Annotated in this window: 18 protein-coding genes; 6 read left to right on the forward strand and 12 right to left on the reverse strand. The window is 69.6% G+C overall.

The annotated features are described in order from the left end of the window. The first annotated feature begins 227 nt into the window (after window positions 1-227). Genes B2284_RS07450 through B2284_RS07460 form a run of 3 tightly spaced genes read left to right on the forward strand, consistent with a single transcriptional unit; the run spans window position 228 to window position 2,084 of the window. Window positions 228-1,496: an inorganic phosphate transporter gene (locus B2284_RS07450; RefSeq protein ID WP_074040711.1), complete on the forward strand. Its 1,269-nt coding sequence runs from the start codon at window positions 228-230 to the stop codon at window positions 1,494-1,496. Further along, window positions 1,493-1,786: a hypothetical protein gene (locus B2284_RS07455; RefSeq protein ID WP_006944293.1), complete on the forward strand. Its 294-nt coding sequence runs from the start codon at window positions 1,493-1,495 to the stop codon at window positions 1,784-1,786. The genes B2284_RS07450 and B2284_RS07455 overlap by 4 nt, the downstream gene beginning before the upstream one ends. Before the next feature lie 4 nt (window positions 1,787-1,790). Beyond that, window positions 1,791-2,084, forward strand: a complete 294-nt coding sequence (locus B2284_RS07460) for a DUF3349 domain-containing protein (protein ID WP_038568583.1) — start codon at window positions 1,791-1,793, stop codon at window positions 2,082-2,084. 134 nt (window positions 2,085-2,218) lie between these two features. Here B2284_RS07460 and B2284_RS07465 read toward each other — a convergent pair whose 3' ends face one another. The 10 genes from B2284_RS07465 to B2284_RS07510 all read right to left on the reverse strand — a co-directional run bounded on the left by B2284_RS07465 (window position 2,219) and on the right by B2284_RS07510 (window position 14,899). Beyond that, the gene (locus tag B2284_RS07465; protein ID WP_074040712.1) at window positions 2,219-2,944 is read right to left on the reverse strand and encodes an SseB family protein; all 726 of its coding nucleotides are present in this window, start codon (window positions 2,942-2,944) and stop codon (window positions 2,219-2,221) included. Next, complete coding sequence (priA, locus tag B2284_RS07470) at window positions 2,941-3,681, reverse strand: bifunctional 1-(5-phosphoribosyl)-5-((5-phosphoribosylamino)methylideneamino)imidazole-4-carboxamide isomerase/phosphoribosylanthranilate isomerase PriA (RefSeq protein WP_006944303.1); 741 nt, start codon at window positions 3,679-3,681, stop codon at window positions 2,941-2,943. Before priA ends, B2284_RS07465 begins: the two co-directional genes overlap by 4 nt. 43 nt (window positions 3,682-3,724) lie before the next feature. Then, the gene (hisH, locus tag B2284_RS07475; RefSeq protein ID WP_006944195.1) at window positions 3,725-4,345 is read right to left on the reverse strand and encodes an imidazole glycerol phosphate synthase subunit HisH; all 621 of its coding nucleotides are present in this window, start codon (window positions 4,343-4,345) and stop codon (window positions 3,725-3,727) included. Further along, a complete protein-coding gene (locus B2284_RS07480; protein WP_006944237.1) occupies window positions 4,342-4,995 on the reverse strand; it encodes a hypothetical protein in 654 nt (217 codons plus the stop codon). The genes hisH and B2284_RS07480 overlap by 4 nt, the downstream gene beginning before the upstream one ends. Window positions 4,996-4,998: 3 nt before the next feature. Beyond that, complete coding sequence (gene hisB, locus B2284_RS07485) at window positions 4,999-5,640, reverse strand: imidazoleglycerol-phosphate dehydratase HisB (protein WP_074040713.1); 642 nt, start codon at window positions 5,638-5,640, stop codon at window positions 4,999-5,001. After that, complete coding sequence (locus B2284_RS07490) at window positions 5,637-6,767, reverse strand: histidinol-phosphate transaminase (protein ID WP_074040714.1); 1,131 nt, start codon at window positions 6,765-6,767, stop codon at window positions 5,637-5,639. Before B2284_RS07490 ends, hisB begins: the two co-directional genes overlap by 4 nt. Continuing rightward, window positions 6,764-8,143 (reverse strand): histidinol dehydrogenase, encoded by a 1,380-nt coding sequence (gene hisD / locus B2284_RS07495; RefSeq protein WP_074040715.1) that lies wholly within the window; start codon window positions 8,141-8,143, stop codon window positions 6,764-6,766. Before hisD ends, B2284_RS07490 begins: the two co-directional genes overlap by 4 nt. Before the next feature lie 43 nt (window positions 8,144-8,186). Next, on the reverse strand, window positions 8,187-11,177 hold the full coding sequence (locus B2284_RS07500) for a bifunctional [glutamine synthetase] adenylyltransferase/[glutamine synthetase]-adenylyl-L-tyrosine phosphorylase (protein ID WP_074040716.1): 2,991 nt from the start codon (window positions 11,175-11,177) through the stop codon (window positions 8,187-8,189). After that, entirely contained in the window at window positions 11,174-12,508 is a 1,335-nt protein-coding gene (gene glnA / locus B2284_RS07505) for a type I glutamate--ammonia ligase (RefSeq protein WP_074040717.1), read from the reverse strand. Before glnA ends, B2284_RS07500 begins: the two co-directional genes overlap by 4 nt. A gap of 99 nt (window positions 12,509-12,607) precedes the next feature. Further along, window positions 12,608-14,899, reverse strand: a complete 2,292-nt coding sequence (locus B2284_RS07510) for an immune inhibitor A domain-containing protein (protein ID WP_074040739.1) — start codon at window positions 14,897-14,899, stop codon at window positions 12,608-12,610. 209 nt (window positions 14,900-15,108) lie between these two features. Here B2284_RS07510 and panB point away from each other — a divergent pair, with 209 nt between their 5' ends. Beyond that, complete coding sequence (panB, locus tag B2284_RS07515) at window positions 15,109-15,945, forward strand: 3-methyl-2-oxobutanoate hydroxymethyltransferase (protein ID WP_050786456.1); 837 nt, start codon at window positions 15,109-15,111, stop codon at window positions 15,943-15,945. Between the two features lie 45 nt (window positions 15,946-15,990). On the opposite strand, the gene B2284_RS07520 is transcribed toward panB, so the two are convergent. Together B2284_RS07520 and B2284_RS07525 are read right to left on the reverse strand one after the other, a co-directional pair. Further along, window positions 15,991-17,253, reverse strand: coding sequence for an MFS transporter (locus B2284_RS07520; RefSeq protein WP_074040718.1), 1,263 nt, complete (start codon window positions 17,251-17,253; stop codon window positions 15,991-15,993). Between the two features lie 191 nt (window positions 17,254-17,444). After that, complete coding sequence (locus B2284_RS07525) at window positions 17,445-17,624, reverse strand: hypothetical protein (RefSeq protein ID WP_006944217.1); 180 nt, start codon at window positions 17,622-17,624, stop codon at window positions 17,445-17,447. Window positions 17,625-17,705: 81 nt separating this feature from the next. Between B2284_RS07525 and map the strand changes: the two genes are divergently transcribed. Next, complete coding sequence (map, locus tag B2284_RS07530) at window positions 17,706-18,593, forward strand: type I methionyl aminopeptidase (RefSeq protein ID WP_136788027.1); 888 nt, start codon at window positions 17,706-17,708, stop codon at window positions 18,591-18,593. 143 nt (window positions 18,594-18,736) lie between these two features. Continuing rightward, window positions 18,737-19,501: a polyphosphate--glucose phosphotransferase gene (ppgK, locus tag B2284_RS07535; RefSeq protein ID WP_006944296.1), complete on the forward strand. Its 765-nt coding sequence runs from the start codon at window positions 18,737-18,739 to the stop codon at window positions 19,499-19,501. Window positions 19,502-19,755: the final 254 nt, after the last annotated feature.

Genomic DNA, 19,755 nt, shown 5'->3' on the forward strand with positions numbered 1-19,755 from the left:
CTCCGGACCCGGCGGTCTCGTTGCGTCACGTGGTCGAGCGGGCCGCCCGCGTCAACCGCGCGAGACGCCGGGGCGCCCTCGCGCGTGCCCGTCCGGCAAAGAATCGCCGCACGGGAGGTGAACTTCCGGTGAACAGATATCGGGCGCCCCCGCGAATTTCCCGCAGTGCCAACACCCGTTTGCGTACAGCGCACTCGGCGGCCACTGCGCGGTTGCACACTTGCCGTGTGGATTTCTCGTTCATTCTTCTCGTGCTCGTCATCGTCACGGCACTGGCGTTCGACTTCACCAACGGCTTCCACGACACCGGCAACGCGATGGCGACGTCCATCGCCACCGGTGCCCTCAAGCCCAAGGTGGCAGTCGCCCTCTCCGGCATCCTCAACCTGATCGGTGCCTTCCTGTCGGTCGAGGTCGCCCTCACCGTCACCAACGCAGTCATCAAGATCCAGGCCAAGGACGGCGCTCCGAAACCGGAGTTCCTCGCCGACCACGGCCAGGCCCTGCTGCTCATCGTGCTCGCCGGCCTCGTCGGTGGCATCGTGTGGAACCTGCTCACGTGGCTGCTCGGCATCCCGAGCAGTTCGAGCCACGCACTGTTCGGTGGTCTCATCGGTTCGGCCATCGCCGCGATCGGCATGGCGGGCGTCAAGTGGACGGGTGACGGTTCGAAGCTCGACGGTGTCGTCGGCAAGGTCATCATCCCCGCGTTCTTGTCGCCCTTCATCGCGGCGGTCGTCGCGGCGCTGGGCACGAAGCTCATCTACGCCATCACGAAGAAGGTCAGTCACGCCGAGTCCGAGCGTGGTTTCCGCTGGGGTCAGATCTGCAGCGCCTCGCTCGTCTCGCTCGCTCACGGCACCAACGACGCGCAGAAGACGATGGGTGTCATCACCCTCGCCCTCATCGGCTACGGCTCCTGGACCGACACGCACAGCGTTCCGCTGTGGGTGAAGTTCGCCTGTGCGCTCGCCATCGCGGCCGGCACCTACCTCGGCGGCTGGCGCATCATCCGCACGCTCGGCAAGGGCCTCGTGGAGATCGAGTCGCCGCAGGGCATGGCTGCCGAGTCGGCCAGCTCCGCCGTCATCCTCGTCTCGAGCCACCTCGGCTTCGCGCTGTCGACGACGCACGTCGCGACGGGTTCGATCCTCGGTACCGGCCTGGGCAAGAAGGGCGCGGAGGTCCGCTGGGGTGTCGCCGGACGCATGGTGCTCGCCTGGTTCATCACCCTGCCCGCCGCCGCGGTCGTCGGTGCGCTCATGTGGTACCTCGGTGACGTCATCGGTGGTGGCGCCGGCGGCATCGTCGTCTTCGCCATCCTGTGCGCGTTCGCGGCCTACATGTTCTACCACTCGCGCAAGACGCCGGTCGACCACAACAACGTCAACGAGGAGTGGGACCCGCAGGACCTCGCGGCGACGCACATCCCCGACGTCGTGGCCGAGTCCGACCGCAACACCATCCACCCCGCGACCAAGGTTGGTTCCCGATGAACACTCTCTCCCTCGCGTTCGAGAGCGCCTGGAAGGTGCTTCTCGTCGCCATCGTCCTCGGTGCAGGCGTGCCTGCCCTGTTCGCCTTCGGCGTGCGTGGCTTCGCCGCCGGTGAAGGCGCTCTCACGACCGGCGAGAGCGCCAAGTCCTGGGGCAAGCCCGTCGGCCTGCTCTGCTTCGCGCTCGTCGCCGTCGCGGTGGCGCTGGGCCTCGCCATCATCATCGCGTCGGGCTTCGGCTACAAGGTGTCGTTCGAGCACGTGTTCCCGACCTTCGCCGAGAAGAAGTGAGGCGATGAACCCAGCCCTCGAGCGCATCGTCAACTGGCTGCGCGTCAGCTACCCCACGGGGGTACCGGAGCGCGACTACCAGCCGTTGCTCGCGCTCATGCGGCGCCGGCTCTCTCCTGAGGAGATGCACGAACTGGGCAACCACCTCGTCGCCGACGGGCTCGTGCCCGCTGACCGGGTCGATGTGGGTGTCGGCATCACGAAGGTGACCCAGGAGCTGCCCAGCCCACAGGAGATGGACCGGGTGCTCGACCACCTGCACGAGTGCGGGTTCCCGCTGCACGACGAGTTCGACTGAGCACGACGTCAGACCGCACGCCAGGTGTCGACGCGCCGACGCATGACGCAGGGGCCGGACGGTGAGATCTCACCGTCCGGCCCCTGCGTCATGTGCCCCCCGGCTCATCCGGGGTTTTCAGTCCCGCCCGCGCCTCACGCCGCGACGAACTCGAAGGCGAGAGCTTCGATGCGGGCGCGAGTCTCACCGTCGGCGGCCAGCCGCTCACCGACGCGTGTGGCGAGCGCGCGGATCTCGTCCTGGCTCAGCCCCGGTGCGAGTGTGAGACGCAGCCGCAGCACGCCCTCTCCCCCGTCGACGCACTCCTGGGCGAGCACGGCCTCCTCGACGCGCACAGCCTGCCCGATGGCGGAGCGCACGTGCGTGTCACGGTAGGCGGGCACCCAGGCCTGCTGCTGCGCGAGCGCCCAGACCATGCTCGCGCGCACGACCACGCGATGCTCGCTGGCCATGTCGAGCAGCAGGACGTCGCATTCCTCTGAGATGGCCGCCTGCGCGGCGAACGCGGCCTTGACGGGTGACGGGCGGGCCGCCGGATCCCAGGCGGCGAGCGCTTCGAGGCTCGTGAAGACGGGCAGGCCCTTTGTACCGTCCGGCGCGGTCAGCGTCACGACAGCCATGTCGGTCGACTTCTCGACGGCGTGCTCCCCGCTCGTGTCGACCTCGGTGGGGGCGGCGACGATCGGCACGAGCAACCTGCTCTCGGCCAACGCTGCGACCCACGCCTCCTCGTCACCACTCGCCAGCGCCGCCATGAGAGCCGCATCGGCCTCGCCGCGGTCGTCGTCGAAACCGGTGCTCGTCACCTCGCGGCCGCTGAACGGGATGCCGGCCGTGTCGCTCGGCCCCGGGCCGCTCACTCGGGGCGCCCCGCGACGTCGAGGGCGTCGGCGAGCGTCATCGTGCCCTTGTAGAGGGCCGAGCCGATGATGGCGCCTTCGACCCCGTACGGCACGAGCTCGCGCAGCGCGCGCAGGTCGTCGAGCGTCGTCACGCCGCCGGAGGCGACGACGGGGCGGTCGGTGCGCTCGCACACCTGCTGCAGCAGCGCGGTGTTGGGGCCGGCGAGCATCCCGTCTTTCGCGACGTCGGTGACGACGTAGCGCGCGCAGCCCTCACGGTCGAGGCGGGCGAGGGTCTCCCACAGGTCGCCGCCCTCCTTCGTCCAGCCGCGGGCGGCGAGGGTGGTGCCGCGCACGTCGAGGCCGACGGCGATGCGGTCGCCGTGCTCGGCGATGGCGGCAGCGGTCCACTCGGGGTTCTCCAGGGCTGCGGTGCCGAGGTTGACGCGACGGCAGCCCGTGGCGAGCGCAGCCTCGAGTGACTCGGCGTCACGGATGCCGCCGCTCATCTCGACCTTGATGTCGAGTGTGCCGACGATCTTGGCGAGCAGGCCGCGGTTCTCGCCGCGTCCGAACGCGGCATCGAGGTCCACGAGGTGCAGCCACTCGGCGCCCGCTTCCTGCCACGCGAGTGCAGCGGCGACGGGGTCGCCGAACTGGCCGCCCGTCCCGGCGATGCCCTGGACGAGTTGGACGGCCTCACCGCCGGCGACGTCGACGGCCGGCAGCAGTTCGAGGCGGGGTTCGGTGGTCATGGTGCTCCTTCGAGCCGTCGGATCGGGGTGGCTGGGCATGGCATCAGAGGGTGTCGAGCCAGTTGGTCAGCAGCGCGGCGCCGGCGTCACCCGACTTCTCGGGGTGGAACTGGGTGGCGCTCAGCGCACCCTGCTCCATGGCCGCGGCGAAGGGGGTGCCGTGCGTCGCGAGCGTGACGCGGGCGCCCGAGTTGAGGTCGGCGACGGTCGCGGGGGCCGCGAACGAGTGGACGAAGTAGAACCGTTCGTCCTCGACACCGGCGAACAGTCGGCTGCCGGGCGCCGGCTCGAGCTGCGACCAGCCCATGTGCGGTACGACCGGGGCGTCGAGACGCTCGACTCGACCATGCCACAGCCCCAGCCCGTCGACCGGTGACGGCGACGGCTCGCTCGAGCCGTCGAACATGACCTGCATGCCGACGCAGATACCGAGCACGGGGGCCTGACGTGTCAGTCGCTCTGCGATGAGCTCACGCCCGCCCGCGGCGACGAGCCCCGCGGCGCACGCGTGGAAGTTGCCGACGCCGGGCACGAACAGCCCGTCTGCGCGCGCCACAGACGTGGGATCGGCGGTGAGTTCGACGTCGGCGCCGATGCGTTCGAGCATGCGCACGGCGGAGTGGATGTTGCCGCTGCCGTAGTCGAGCACGACGACCTTCTTCATCGCTTCTCCTCCATCAGGGCGTGCCCTTCGATCTCTCGCCGTTCTTCGCGTTCCTCGCGGGTGTGCTTGTCGAAGCGTCGTACTGCCTTCGCATCAGGTTCGACGAGATCGGCCTCGATCGCCGCGCGCGGATGCAGCGCGAGCAGATGCCCGGCGGGGATGCCGAGGGCGACCATGACGCCACGCAGCACCTCGATCGGCTCGGCGCCGCGCTGCGCGAGGACGCGTTCTAGGGTCTCCGGGTGCGAGTTCTCCCCCACCGCGAGCAGATCCGCGAGGCTCGCCTGCGGCAGCGCCGCGCGCACGACCCCGAAACCGCGGCGGACGACGAACCAACGCGGCAGGGAGCGCCACCGTCGCGGCTGGACGAGGACGACGGCGTCGTCGCCGTGCACGAAGAACCCGGCGGCCGGGCGCATCATCTGCGGAACGGGGCGGGCGACGAGCACCGTCGCGGCGTCGTCAAAGGGCGCGGCCGCATGCCCAGGGCCCGCCGCGACGACGGCGCACCACGGCCCGTCGAGGTCGACGACGTACGCGGGCACGGTGCCCTGTTCGACCCAGCGAGCCACACGCTCGGCATCGCCGCGTATGACGACGACGGCGTCGAGCGCGCCGGTGAAGTTCGACTGCCGACCTAGTCTCGGCATGACTCAGAGAGCACCCTTCGCGCTCGGAATTCCCTGCACGCGCGGCTCCTTCGCCACCGCGGCGCGCAGCGCGCGGGCGATCGCCTTGAACTGGGCCTCGACGATGTGGTGCGGGTCGCGCCCGGAGATGACGTTGACGTGCAGCGCGATGCCCGCGTTGTAGCCGAGCGATTCGATGACGTGCTGCGTCAGGGAGCCGATGTAGTTGCCCCCGATGACCGCGTAGATCTGGCCGTCCGGTTCACCGGTGTGGACGACGTACGGGCGGCCCGCGACGTCGACGACCGCCTCGACGAGCGCCTCGTCGAGCGGCACCTTCGCGTCCCCGAAACGCGAGATGCCCGACTTGTCGCCGAGCGCTTCGCGCAGGGCCTGGCCGAGCACGATCGCGGTGTCCTCGACCGTGTGGTGGGCGTCCACGTCGAGGTCGCCGCTGGCGCGGATGCGCAGGTCGATGAGGCTGTGCTTGCTCAGCGAGTCGAGCATGTGGTCGTAGAAGCGCACCCCGGTGCGGATGTCGGACGTGCCCGTACCGTCGAGGTCGAGCCACAGCCTGATCGAGGCTTCCTTCGTCGTGCGCTCGATGAGCGCTGTCCGGTGGTCGGCGGGCACGTCGGGGATGACGAAGTCGGTCGCGTCGCTCATGCTTTCTCCTCCTGGAGGGCGTGCGTGGGGGCGAGGTCGGTGAGGGCCGCGATGACGGCGTCCGTCTCGGCGGGCGTGCCGGCCGTGATGCGCAGGTGGTGCGCGATGCCGACGTCGCGCACGAGGATGCCGCGATCGAGCAGGGCCTGCCACGTGGCGTGCGCGTCGGTGAGACCACCGATGAGAACGAAGTTCGCATCGCTCGGCGTCGGCGTGAGCCCCGCCACTCGCGCGGCCTCGACGATGCGGTCGCGCTGGGCCTTGATCGCATCGACCATGGCGAGCATCTCTTCGGCGTGGTCGAGGGCCGCCAGCGCGGTCGCCTGCGTCACCGACGACAGGTGGTAGGGCAGACGCACGAGACGCATCGCGTCGCAGATCTCGCGCGAGGCGGCCATGTAACCGACGCGCGCGCCGGCGAACGCGAACGCCTTGCTCATCGTGCGGCTGACGATCAGGCGCGGGTGATCGGCGAGCAGCTCGAGGGCGCTCGGCGTGCCCGGGCGCGCGAACTCGACGTACGCCTCGTCGACGATGACGACGGCGTTCGGCGCCGCGTCGTAGATGGCGCGCACGACGTCGTTGCTCACCGCGGTGCCCGTCGGATTGTTCGGCGTGCAGACGAACACGACGTTCGGACGGTGCTCGCGCACCTGGTCGACTGCGAGGTCGACGTCGAGGTCATAGACGCCCTCACGACGATCGCGCAGGCCGTCGACCCATGTCGTTCCCGCGCCGCGCGCGATGATCGGGTGCATCGAGTAGCTCGGCGTGAAGCCGAGCGCGACGCGGCCCGGGCCCCCGAAGGCCTGCACGATGTGGCTGAGCACCTCGTTGCTGCCGTTGGCGGCCCAGATCTGCTCGACGGGCAACCGGACGCCCGTCACGCGATCGAGGTAGTCGGCGAGGGCCGCGCGCAGTTCGGTGAACTCGCGATCCGGGTAGCGGTTCAGCCCGCCCGCGGCCTTCTCGACTCGCTCGACGATGCTGCGCACGACCGTCTCCGGCACGTCGTAGGACGACTCGTTCGTGTTGAGCGCGATGGGCACGTCGAGCTGCGGCGCGCCGTACGCGCTCTGGTCTCGCAGGTCTTCGCGCAGCAGCTGCGTGATCGTGGGTTCGCTCATGCGGGCGCGTTCTCCGTCCCGGCCTCTGCCTCGTCCCGACGCTCGAAGCGCGCCGTCACGGCCTCGCCGTGCGCCGGCAGGTCCTCCGCGTTCGCGAGCGTGACGACGACGTCCGCGACCTCCGCGAGGGCCTCGCGCGAATAGTCGACGATGTGGACGCCCTTGAGGAACGACTGCACCGACAGCCCGCTCGAGTGGCAGGCGCACCCGCCGGTCGGCAGGACGTGGTTCGACCCGGCGGCGTAGTCGCCGAGGCTGACGGGCGAGTAGGTGCCGACGAAGATGGCACCCGCGTTGCGCACGCGCAGCGCGTCCTCGCGCGAGCTGGCGGTGTGGATCTCGAGGTGCTCGGCGCCGTAGGCGTCGACGACGCGCAGCCCGGCCGTGACGTCGTCGACGAGGACGATGGCCGACTGCGGACCGCCGAGGGCCGTGAGCACGCGCTCGCTGTGCTTCGTCGCGCGGGCGCGGCGCTCGAGGGCTGCCTCGACGTCGTCGGCGAGGCGCGTCGAGTCGGTGACGAGGACGGAGGCCGCGAGGTTGTCGTGCTCGGCCTGGCTGATGAGGTCTGCGGCGACGTGCTCGGCGTCCGCGGTGTCGTCGGCGAGGATGCCGATCTCCGTCGGGCCCGCCTCGGCGTCGATGCCGATGAGGCCCTTGAGCAGGCGCTTCGCGGCTGCGACGTAGATGTTGCCCGGGCCGGTGACGAGGTCGACGGGCTCGCACACGCTCGTGCCATCCTTCTCCCGTGCGCCGTACGCGAACATCGCGACGGCCTGCGCGCCGCCGACGGCGTACACCTCGTCGACGCCGAGCAGGGAGCACGCGGCGAGGATCGTCGGGTGCGGGTAACCGGCGAACTCGCCGGTGTTCTGCGCCTGCGGCGGGCTCGCGACGGCGACCGAGTCGACGCCCGCGACCTGCGCGGGCACGACGTTCATGACGACCGAGCTCGGGTACACGGCGAGGCCGCCGGGCACGTAGAGCCCGACGCGCTCGACGGGGATCCAACGTTCAGTGACGCTGCCGCCGTCGCTCACCTGCGTCGTGACGTCCTCGCGCGCCTGCGCGGCGTGGACGATCCGCACGCGGCGGATGGCTTCGACGAGGGCGTCCTTGATCGCGGGGTCGAGCTGCGCTTCGGCGGCTGCGAGCACCTCCGCGGGCACCCGCAGGTGCGTCGGACGCACCTTGTCGAATCGCTCCCCCAGCTCGCGCAGCGCGTCGGCCCCGTCATGGCGCACCTGCTCGCACAGCGGACGCACGACGTCGAGGGCCGCCTCGATGTCGAACTGTGCGCGCGGCAGCGCATCGCGCAGGCCGCGTGCATCGAGGGAGGTCAGGGCTGAACCACGAAGGTCACGACGCGAAATCACCGCTCCATTCTAGGCGGCGGCACCGAGCGCCTGCCCGCCCGTCTCAGCGTCGGAAGCTCGGTCCGGTGCTGTTGTGAGGATCCTCACCGTAGAACACGCGGTCGACGACGAGCCGGGCGCGCCGCGAGACCTTGCGGTACTCCTCGCCGAGCTGACGACCGTCACCGGCGGGCAGTCCGAGCAGCGTCGCGATGCCCTCCGCGTCGCGCAGGTCGCTCGGCAGCGACTCGACGGGGCGGCCGCGCCACAGCACCGAGGCGTTGCGCACCCGGGAGGCGAAGGTCCACGCGTCGGCGAGTACCTCGGCGTCGTGGGCGTCCATGAGCTCGAGCTCGGCGAGCAGCCGCAGCGTCGAGATCGTGCCGGTCCGACGCAACTGTGGGTGGGCGTGGGCGTGCTGCAACTGGTGCAGTTGCACGCACCACTCGACGTCGGACAACCCGCCGCGCCCCAGCTTGAAGTGGGTGCGCGGATCGGCCCCGCGGGGAATGCGCTCGGCCTCCATCCGCGCCTTGAGCGTGCGGATGCGACGCACCGCGGCGTCACGGATGCCGCCCTCGGGCCAGCGCAGCGGATCGACGAGGTCGACGAAGGCGCGGCCCAGGTCGGCGTCACCGGCGAGCGGGTAGGCGCGCAGCAACGCCTGGGCCTCCCAGCCCTCCGACCAGCGCTCGTAGTACGAGGCGTAGGAGTCGAGGGAACGCACGAGGGGGCCCTGCTTGCCCTCGGGACGCAGCGCGGCGTCGATCTCGAGCTTCGGGTCTGGCCCGGCGAGCGCGGCGAGGCGTCGCAACTCGGTGACGACGGCGAGCGCCTGGTCCTGCGCAGCACCGGCGTCGGCGCCGTCGCGCGGGCGGTGGACGTACATGACGTCGGCGTCGGAGCTGTAGCCGAGCTCACGCCCGCCGAAGCGTCCCATACCGATGATCGTGACGTCGGTGAGGCGTGCGTCCGAGTCATCGCAGACGGCGCGCCATGCGAGGTCGAGCCCGGTCTGCAGCATCGCGGCCATGACGTCGGTGAGGGCCTTCTCGACGCCCTCGAGGTCGAGTTCGCCGAGCACGTCGGCGATGGCGATGCGCGTCAGCTCGGTGCGGCGGACGGTGCGCGCCGCGAGCATCGCCTTGTCGACGTCGTCGTGGCGACCGGCGACGGACGTCATCGTCGCGCTGATCGCCTTCTCGTCACGCGGCACGCGCAGCGCAGGGTCGGCGAACAGCTTGACGCTCTCGGGCGCGCGTTCGAGCAGTTCCGAGACGTAGCGCGACTTCGACAGCACCTCGGCGAACAGTTCCGCGGTGCTGCCCTCGCGCAGTGTGTTGAGGTACCAGTGCGAGGTGCCGAGCTCGTCACTGATGCGGCGGTAGGCGAGCAGCCCGGCGTCGGGGGTCGGGCCGTCGGCGAGCCACTGCAGGATGACGGGCATGAGCGTGCGCTGGATCTGCGCACGCCGCGACAGCCCCGACGTCAGCGCCTGCAGGTGGCGCAGCGCGCCGCTCGGGTCGGCGTAACCGAGCGCGGCGAGACGATCGCGCGCGCCCTCGTCCGACAACTTCGCCTCATCGTCGTCGAGACGCGCGACGGCCGACAGCAGCGGCCGGTAGAACAGCTTCTCGTGCAGGCGGCGCACCGAGCGCGCGAGCTCCTGCCAGTGGGCGGTGACGGCCTCGTCGGGGTCGCGCATCAACCCGACGCCGCGTCCGAGGCGGCGCAGGTCTGCGCTCGACGTCGGCATGAGGTGGGTGCGACGCATCTTGCTCAGCTGGATGCGGTGCTCGAGCACGCGCAGCTGACGGTAGGAGCGGTCGAGCGCCGAGGCATCCGTGCGCCCGACGTAACCCCACGAACTGAGCGCCTCGAGGGCGTCGAGCGTCGAGCGGGCGCGCACCCGCTCGTCGGTGCGTCCGTGGACGAGCTGCAGCAGTTGCACGGAGAACTCGATGTCGCGCAGACCGCCCGGGCCGAGCTTGATCTGGCGTGCCTGCTCGCTGACGGGCACGTGCGACTCGACGCGACGGCGCATCGCCTGCGCGTCCTCCACGAAGTTCTCGCGCTTGCTGGCCTGCCACACCATCGGCCGCATCGCGGCGATGTAGGCCTCGCCGACCTCACGGTCGCCCGCGATGGGGCGCGCCTTGAGGAGCGCCTGGAACTCCCAGCCCTTCGCCCAGCGCTCGTAGTAGTTGCGGTGGCTCGCGACGGTGCGCACGAGGGGGCCCTGCTTGCCCTCCGGGCGCAGCGCGGCGTCGACCTGCCACAGCGAACCCTCCCCCGTGCTCGCCGAGCAAGCGCGCATCAGCTCGGTCGCGAGCTCCGTAGCGAAGCGCAGGGCGACGTCCTCGTCGACCCCGTCCGCGGGCTGCGCGACGAAGATGACGTCGACGTCGGAGATGTAGTTGAGCTCGCGCCCGCCCGTCTTGCCCATGCCGATGACGGCGAGTCGAGCCTGCTCGGCGCCCTCGACGCTCTGCGTCGCGATGTGCAGCCCCGCCTCGAGCGCGGCACCCGCGAGGTCGGCGAGTGACGCTGCCGTCGCGGGCAGGACATTGGCGGGGACGTCGGTGACGTCGAGCGCCGCGATCTGCACGAGCTGACGACGGTAGGCCACGCGCAGCGCGTCGTAGGCGCTGACGTCGTCGTCCCGCCCGTCGATCTCGGCGATGAGCGCCTGAGCGAACGCCGCCTGGTCGCGACGCTCCGCGGCGACCACGTCGCGCCACTGCTCGGGCTTGGCGACGAGGTGATCACCGAGGGCGCTCGAGGCGCCGAGCACGCCGAACAAGCGCGCTCGTGCGAGCGGCTGCGTCAGCGCCTCCGTCAGCGCGCGCCGGCCGGGAGCATCGAGCGCCTCGCGCAACCGAACGAACGCGAGCAGCGCCTGGTCGGGGTCGGCGACCGCGCCCGTGACGTCGAGCAGGACGTCGGTCGGGACGAGGTCGGCGACCTCCTGGGCCAGCGAGCCGGCGCGTTCGGTGTCGGTGTAGCCCGCCTTGCGCCAGGCCGCGGAACTCTTGGTCTGCTGCGTACGACTCACAACCGGCGCAGATCCTGCTTGATCTCGAACTCGGTCACCTGGTCGCGGTAGGCGGCCCACTCGTTGTGCTTGTTGCGCAGCACGAAGTCGAAGACGTGCTCGCCGAGCACCTCGGCGACGAAATCGCTCTCCTCCATCGTGCGGATCGCCTCGTCGAGCGAAGCCGGCAACGGTCGGATGCCCATGGCGCGACGCTCGCGCTCGGTGAGCGTCCACACGTCGTCCTCGGCCTCGGGCGGCAGCTCCATGCCCTGCTCGATGCCCTTGAGGCCTGCGCCCAGCATCACGGCGTACGCGAGGTAGGGGTTGCACGCTGCGTCGAGGGTGCGCACCTCGATGCGCGTGCTCTGGCCCTTGTCGGGCTTGTACATGGGGATGCGGATCATCGCGCTGCGGTTGTTGTGCCCCCAGCAGATGTGCGCCGGCGCCTCGGAACCGCCCCAGATGCGCTTGTAGCTGTTGACGAACTGGTTCGTGATCGCCGTGAACTCCGGCGCGTGGTGGAGCAGGCCGGCGACGAACTGGCGGCCCGTGCGCGAGAGCTGATACGGCGAACCCGGCTCGTGGAACGCGTTCGTGTCACCCTCGAACAGCGACAGGTGCGTGTGCATGCCGCTGCCGGGCTGGCCTGCCATCGGCTTCGGCATGAAGCTCGCGAAGATGCCCTGCTCGAGCGCGACCTCCTTGATGACGGCCTTGAACGTCTGGATGTTGTCGGCCATCGACAACGCGTCGGCGTAGCGCAGGTCGATCTCGTTCTGCCCCGGCCCGCCCTCGTGGTGACTGAACTCCACGGAGATGCCCATGTTCTCGAGCATCGTGATGGCGGCGCGCCGGAAGTCGTGGCCCGTGCCGTGCGGCACGTGGTCGAAGAACCCGGCCGAGTCGACCGGCACGGGACGGCCGTGGTCGAGGTCCTTCTCGAACAGGTAGAACTCGATCTCGGGATGGGTGTAGAAGGTGAACCCCAGGTCGGCGGCCTTCGTCAGCGAGCGGCGCAGCACGTCACGCGGGTCGGCGAGGCTCGGGGTGCCGTCGGGCAGCAGGATGTCGGCGAACATGCGCGCAGTGCCGGGGTTCTCGCCGCGCCACGGCAGCACCTGGAACGTCGAGGCGTCCGGGCGCAGCAGCATGTCGGCCTCGTAGACCCGCGCGAGACCGTCGATCGACGAACCGTCGAAGCCGATGCCCTCGGCGAACGCCCCCTCGAGTTCCGCCGGCGCCACGGCGACCGACTTGAGGGTTCCGAGCACGTCCGTGAACCACAGACGCACGAATCGGATGTCACGTTCCTCGATCGTGCGGAGCACGAACTCTTGCTGACGGTTCATGACGCCATCCTGCCTCACCGCGTCACCCGACGACGAGCGGCCCCGGGGATGATCCCCGGGGCCGCTCACATGTCGGACTCAGCCGCTCGCCGCAGCGCCTCAGCGGCGGAAAATCACGTCGAGGTGCGCCTTGTCCTTGCTCACACCACTGACGGTGACCTTGACGCCGCTGCCTGCCGTCAGCGTCGAACCCGTCGGGTTGGAGGCGTCGTAGTAGTTCGTCGCCTCCGTGTCGTCGAACGTCGACACGCCCTTGCTCTTCGGGAACGTCGTGGCGTCACCGTTGCGGTGCAGCGTCAGCGACGGCATCGAGGACGAGCCGAACACCGCGTCCCAGGGCTGCAGCTTGTTCGACACGAGCGTGCCGTCCTTCCATTTCATCGCCTGCGCGTGCGAGTCGATGGGCAGCACCTGGCCGTGGCCGGGGTGCTCGGAGACGTTGTTGTTCGCGTACTCGTTGTCGACGTACCACATGAGAACACCGGGCTGGAAGGCGAAGTGCTCGACACGCTCGGCCTGCTGCTTGAGGTAACCGAAGTTGTACGGACCCGTCTTGAGGTAACGGTCGTAGCCGTTGTACTGACGGTTCTCTGCGAGGTAGTAGTGCGTCTTCTTCTCGCTCGTCGTGCCCGATGAGAGGGTGAAGCCCTTCGCGACCCAGCCGTTCGTGCCCTTCTCGACGTCGTCCGACAGCAGTGTCGCGCCGTCGGCGACGATGCGGATGTCGTCGAGGAACGGGCCCGCCCCGTGGACGCCGCCGTCACTCGCGTAGCGGAAGCGGAAGTCGACCTTCTTGCCCGCGTAAGCGCTCAGGTCGTACGTGAGGTCGCTCCAGTTCTTCTTCTCACCGGAGACCTCCTTGCCCACCTGCGCCCAGGTGGCGCCACCGTCGGTGCTGACCTCGCCGTAGAAGAAGTCGTAGCCCTCCTCGGTGTCGTACCAGGCCGCTGTCGTCACGCTCGCGGACTTCTTGCCCGTGAGGTCGATCGAACGCGTCAACGTCGAGTTGAGGTTGTCGGCGCTGCCGCCCCACCACTCGTTGGCCCCCGACTGGGGCTTGTTGTACGTCGTGGTGATCGTCTTGTCTGGCAGGTTGATCAGGGCCGCCTGGCCGAGCGTCGCCGAGTCACGGTCGCTCGGGCCGATCTGGACCTTCTTGCTGTTGCCGTAGCTCACCTTCGTGGCGTCGAGCCAGCCGAGCTGCAGCTTCTCCCACGGACCCATGTAGCCCGGGCGCGAACCGATGTCGGTCTTGCCGTCGCCGAGCCACGAACCGGCGCTCATGAGCGACCAGTACGAGACGTCGTTCTGAGCCTTGTTCGTCGTGTCGTACAGGTCCGGCAGGCCGAGGTCGTGACCGAACTCGTGCGTGAAGACACCGAGACCACCGTTCTCCGGCTCGGTCGTGTAGTCACCGATCCACAGGCCCGTGTCGCCGAGCGGCACACCACCGAGCTTGTTCTGCGACGGGCCGGCCTTGCCCGCGAGGTTCTGGTACGCGTACCAGCGGTGGCTCCAGATGGCGTCATCTCCCTGGGCGCCACCGCCGGCCTCTTCGCCCTCACCGGCGTGGATGGCCTGGAAGTGGTCGATGTAGCCGTCGGGCTCGTCGAAGTTGCCGTCGCCGTCGAAGTCGTAACGGTCCCACTTGTCGAAGCTCTGCAGGTACGCCTTGATCTGGGCGTCGCTCTTGCCCGCTGCCTTCTGCGCGTTGACCCACGCCGTGGCGCTGTCGGCGATGAAGGACCAGGAGCCCTCGGCCTCGCTCGTGCCGTCACCCGAGACAGGGTTGTGGCCGTAGCGCGCCTCGTTGAAGGGCACCTTGACCCAGTCGCTCACGTCGCCCTCGACGTCGAAGCGGCCGTTCGACTGCTTGGAGTAGAAGTCCTTGAACGACTCCGAGCTGCCGAACATCATGTCGAAGTAGTGCTGACGGTTGAAGTCGGCCTTCCAGATCGTGCTGTTGTTGTCGGTCGCGCCGCCGTCCATCTTGCGGTCGGGCTGGGCAATCTTGTTGTGCAGCGGGCCGGGCGCGCCACCGGCGGCGGGCTTCGTCTGGTCACCGAACTCGACGAGGAAGCTCAGGATGTTCGCCTTCTGGTTGACGTCGTACTGGACGTAACGCGGCTTCGTCTTGCCCTTCTTGTCCTTGCCCTTGACCTCGATGACGCGCTTGCCGTTGACCTTCTTCGTGGCGGCCTTGCCCGTGACGAGAGCGCTGACGGCGGCGTCACGCAGGTCGGCCTTCTTCTCCGCGAGCGGGTTCGGACGGTCGTCGGACTTGCCGACGCGGGTCTGGCCCTCGCCTGCGGGCGGGGCGTTGTTGGCGGAGGCGACCGGGGCTGCGATGAGACCGAAGGCCGTCACCGTGCCGACGAGAGCCGCGGCCATGCGCGGCGTGTTCGAACGACGATGTGTCATGAGTACTCCAGGAGCAGAAGGGCGCCCACGTCCAGCACGTGAACACTGTGAAGATACCCAGCCTCCCCTCAGCGAACGGTGATGTCGCTTACAACATTTGCGTAACGAAGGGTGCTATCACGATCCGCCCCCGCCAGCGGATGGGAACGGCTCCAACGGCTGCTGATTACGCTGGAGCCATGAGTGAAGAGGCCGCCCCGTACCGCACCGCCGAACGCAAGCGCATCCGCACCGTCACGCTGCAGCAGTTGAAGGAGCGCGGTGAGCGTTTCTCGATGCTCACCTCCTACGACATGTACACGGCCGAGATCTTCGACGAGGCCGGCATCGAGACGCTCCTCGTCGGCGACTCGGCGGGCAACAACGTGCTCGGTTACGACACGACGCTGCCCGTCACCCTCGACGAACTCATCCCCCTCGTGCGTGCCGTCAGCGGCGCTGCGCAGCACGCCCTCGTCGTCGCGGATCTGCCGTTCGGCAGCTACCAGGAATCGCCGCAGCAGGCGTTCGCGAGCGCCGCGCGACTCATGAAGGAAGGGCGCGCTCACGCGGTCAAGCTCGAGGGCGGGGCGCACATGGCGCCCACCGTCGAGCATCTCGTGCGCGGCGGCATCCCCGTCATCGCGCACATCGGGTTCACGCCGCAGAGCGAGCACACGCTCGGCGGGTACCGAGTCCAGGGCCGCGGCGACGACGCCGAGCGCATGGTCGCCGAGGCGCGGGCGCTGCAGGACGCGGGGGCTTTCTGCGTGCTCATGGAGATGGTGCCGGCGCCCGTCGCGCAGCAGGTGACGGACGCGCTGCGCGTGCCGACGATCGGCATCGGCGCCGGCGCCGGATGCGACGGTCAGGTGCTCGTGTGGACCGACTTCGCCGGCCTGCGTGACGGCCGCTATCCGCGCTTCGCCAAGAAGTTCGCCGACGTGCGCAGCGTGCTGCTCGACGCGGCGCGCACCTACCGCGAAGACGTCGCCTCCGGCACGTTCCCGGCGCCCGAGCACAGCTTCGAGAGCTGACGCCCGCGCTCGTCGTTCGCGCGGGACGCGAGAGGATCGGGTATGTCAGCGCTGGTGTGAGGGTGTTGAGTCGGCGGCGTCAGGTTCGGGCCGGGCGGCACCCCATCCGGCGCGCATGAGCTTGGCGGGCCAGTAGGCGAGCATCGCGGCGGCGAGGACGCCGAAGATCGCGTTCACGACGACGGCGGCGCTCAGGCCGGCGAGCGCCGTCATGCCGGACAGGGCGAGCGGCCCGATCGTCGAACCGGTGTCACTGAGCTGGCGCCACAGGCCGAGGAACGGCGCGCGTCCGACGTCGGGCGAGAAGTCGGCGCCGAGCGTCATCACCATGCCAGAGCCGATGCCGTTGCCGAACCCGAGCGCGCAGCTCGCGGCGAGCACCGCGGCGAAGGTGTGGGCGAACGGCAGCGCGACGAGGGCTGCGGCCATGATGAGCATCGACGGTACGGCGACGGCGGCGCGCCCCCGCACGTCCATGACCTTGCCGGCCGGGTAGAACACGAGCATGTCGATGCCGCCCGCGATCCCGTAGATGGCGCTCGTCGACTGCTCGTCGAGGCCGATGTGCGTGCACCACAGCGGGATGACGACCTGCCGTGTCGCGCGCACGGCCGACACGAGCAGGACGCCGAGCCCGACCGTCAGCAGCACGCGCGCGAACGAGCGTGCGACGGTGCGGGTGGAGACCCGTTCGACGGGCCCGGTTCCGGCCCGCTCGACATCCTCCATGAGCAGCGCGCACCACGTCGCGAGCGCGAGGAAGACGATGGCGAGGACGAAGACGGAACGCCCGCCGAACACTCCGATGAGGGCGGCGCCGACGAGGGGGCCGACGAACATGCCGATGCGACCCACGCCGCCGAGCAGCGACAACGCGCGCGCCCGGTGCGTGGGCGGGACGGCCTCCGTCAGGTACTTCTGGCGCGCGAGCATGTAGACCGACGACGCCATGCCGATGATGACGACACCGAGCATGAGCGCGACGAGGCTCGGCGCGAGGCACAGCAGGCATCCCGCGGCCGTGACGACGCCCGCGAGCACGAGCGCGCGACGTTCGCCGAGGCGCTGCGTGATGAGTGAGGCGGGGATGTTCGACACGAGCGAGCCGAGCCCGATGAGCATCGCGACGAAAGCCGCGAGCGCCACCGACGCGCCGCGCGCCACGGCCGTCGAGGGGATGACGGGCAGGATGGCGCCCTCAGCGGCACCGAACAGCAGCGTCGGGCCATAGGCGGGGATCGCGAGCCGCCGCAGATCGAACCCGAGCTCGCTCACCTGTGCTCCCCTCCTTCGCACCCGTCGTTGCATTGCGATGCTATGCGTCGATGGCGTGGGGCGCGTCAGCGTCTCACGTGGGGCTCATGGGCGGCCCTACCCGGCAGGCAACGGTGACATTCCTGGCCAGATGCGCGTCGGATCAGCCGCATCACGCCGCGCCAGATCATGACGACGGGCCGCATCCCTCGTGGGATGCGGCCCGTCGCGCGTGGATGGGTGCGTCAGTCGTCGCCGTTGAAACGACGCTCTTCAGCGTCCCACTCCTCGCTGCGCTTGTGCGCGGATTCGATGGCGTCGCGCGCCGCGGCCTCGGTGGCGTAGGGGCCGAGCATGTCGCTCTTGGCGTTGGTCTCCTCCCCCTGCTCCACGGCACCGGTGTTGACGTTGTACCAGTAGGCCATGACGGCTCACCTCCTCGCGCCTGCGGGCGCGTCTTGTGCGGGCGCCGAGCCCTGTCGGACCCGGCCTCTAGACTCAACCCTATGACGACGACGCGCTCCACGACCACGTCCGGCCGCACGATCACCGCGGGCACGATCAGCCCGCGCCGCAGCGTGCCTCAGAAGATCGCCCGCCCCGAGTACGTCGGGCGCGACGAGGCGCGCGAGGGCTTCGAGTCGTACGTCAAGGACGCGGAGACGATCGAACGCCTGCGCGTCGCCGGGCGCATCGCCGCGGGCGCGATGGAGGAGGCGGGCAAGGCCGTAGCCCCCGGTGTCACGACCGACGAGCTCGACCGCATCGCCCACGAGTACATGCTCGACCACGGCGCCTACCCCTCGACGCTCGACTACCTCGGCTTCCCGAAGTCGCTGTGCACGAGCGTCAACGAGGTCATCTGCCACGGCATCCCCGACTCGACGGTGCTCGAGGACGGCGACATCGTGAAGCTCGACGTCACGGCCTACAAGGACGGCGTGCACGGCGACAACTGCGCGACATACCTGTGCGGCGACGTCGACGACGAGTCGCGCCTGCTCGTCGAACGCACGAAGGAGGCGATGATGCGCGGCATCCGCGCCGCGAAGCCGGGGCGGCAGGTCAACGTCATCGGCCGTGTCATCGAGCAGTACGCGAAGCGGTTCGGCTACGGCGTCGTGCGTGACTACACGGGCCACGGCATCGGCACCGAGTTCCACAACGGCCTCATCATCCCGCATTACGACGCGGCGCCCCACTACGACGACGTCATCGAGGTGGGCATGGTCTTCACGGTCGAGCCCATGCTCAACCTGGGTTCGGGCGAGTCGGCCCCGACCTGGGACGACGGCTGGACGGTCGTGACGGCCGACGGCTCGCGTTCGGCGCAGTTCGAGAACACCCTCGTCATCACCGAGACGGGCCCCCAGATCCTCACCAGCCTCGACTGACGTTCCTGCAGGCCCAGCGCCTGCGCACGAGGGCTGACGGGCCGCGCGGTTAGGCTGTCGACGAGTTCGTCGCCGCACGCGAGATGTCGGTGGCCCCGTCCCGTGCAGTGCGATTCCCCTGCAGTTGATCAAGGAGCCCGAGCATGACCCGCACGTCCTATCCCCTCGGCATCGACGTCGGCGGAACCGGCATCAAGGGTGCCCCCGTCGACCTCGACAAGGGCGCGTTCGCTTCGGAGCGCATCCGTTTCGAGACGCCCGCGGGTGCCTCGCCTGACGCTGTCGCGGACGTCATCGCCCAGATCGTCGAGCACTTCGCCGACATGATCGGCGACGAACCGATCGGCGTGACGATTCCCGGCGTCGTGCAGCACGGCGTCGTGCGTACGGCCGCGAACATCGACAAGGCGTGGATCGGGACGAACGCCGAAGAGCTCATCTCGGCGCATATCGGGCGCGACGTGCTCGTGGTCAACGACGCCGACGCGGCCGGCATTGCAGAGAACTTCTACGGCGCGGCGAAGGACACGGACGGGCTCGTGCTCGTCACGACGCTCGGCACCGGCATCGGCACCGCCGTCATCAACGACGGTGTGCTCGTACCGAACTCTGAGCTCGGCCACATCGAGGTCGAGGGCCACGACGCCGAGACGCGGGCCGCTCACTCGGCGAAGGAGCGCGAGGAACTGTCGTACGGCAAGTGGGCCAAGCGACTCACGAAGTACTACACCTCGCTGGAGAACCTGCTGTGGCCCGACCTGTTCGTCGTCGGCGGTGGCGTGTCGAAGAAGGCCGAGAAGTTCCTGCCACTGCTCGACATCCGCACGCCCATCGTGCCCGCCAAGCTCGAGAACGCCGCCGGCATCGTCGGTGCAGCGCGCCTCGCGCACGATCGGCACGTGAAGTAGCGGCCACTGCTCGGCCGTCACCTGCGACCAGGCGCGCCCGAGAACTCGCCCGATGACGACGAGGCCGGCTTCCCGCAGTGTGCGGGAGCCGGCCTCGGTCGCTTCGTGGCGTGCTCACCCAGGGTGGTGGTGCGCGGCTGTTCGGGCCGTGGTGGGGCTCCGAGTCACCTGCCGGTTCGCGCACTCGGGGTGGTGAGCGCGTCGAACGCGATGCCTCAACTCTTGCAATGTCGATCATGCTGCGCAACACCCAC

This window comes from Dermacoccus sp. UBA1591 (assembly GCF_002322065.1).
Classification (GTDB): domain Bacteria; phylum Actinomycetota; class Actinomycetes; order Actinomycetales; family Dermatophilaceae; genus Dermacoccus; species Dermacoccus nishinomiyaensis.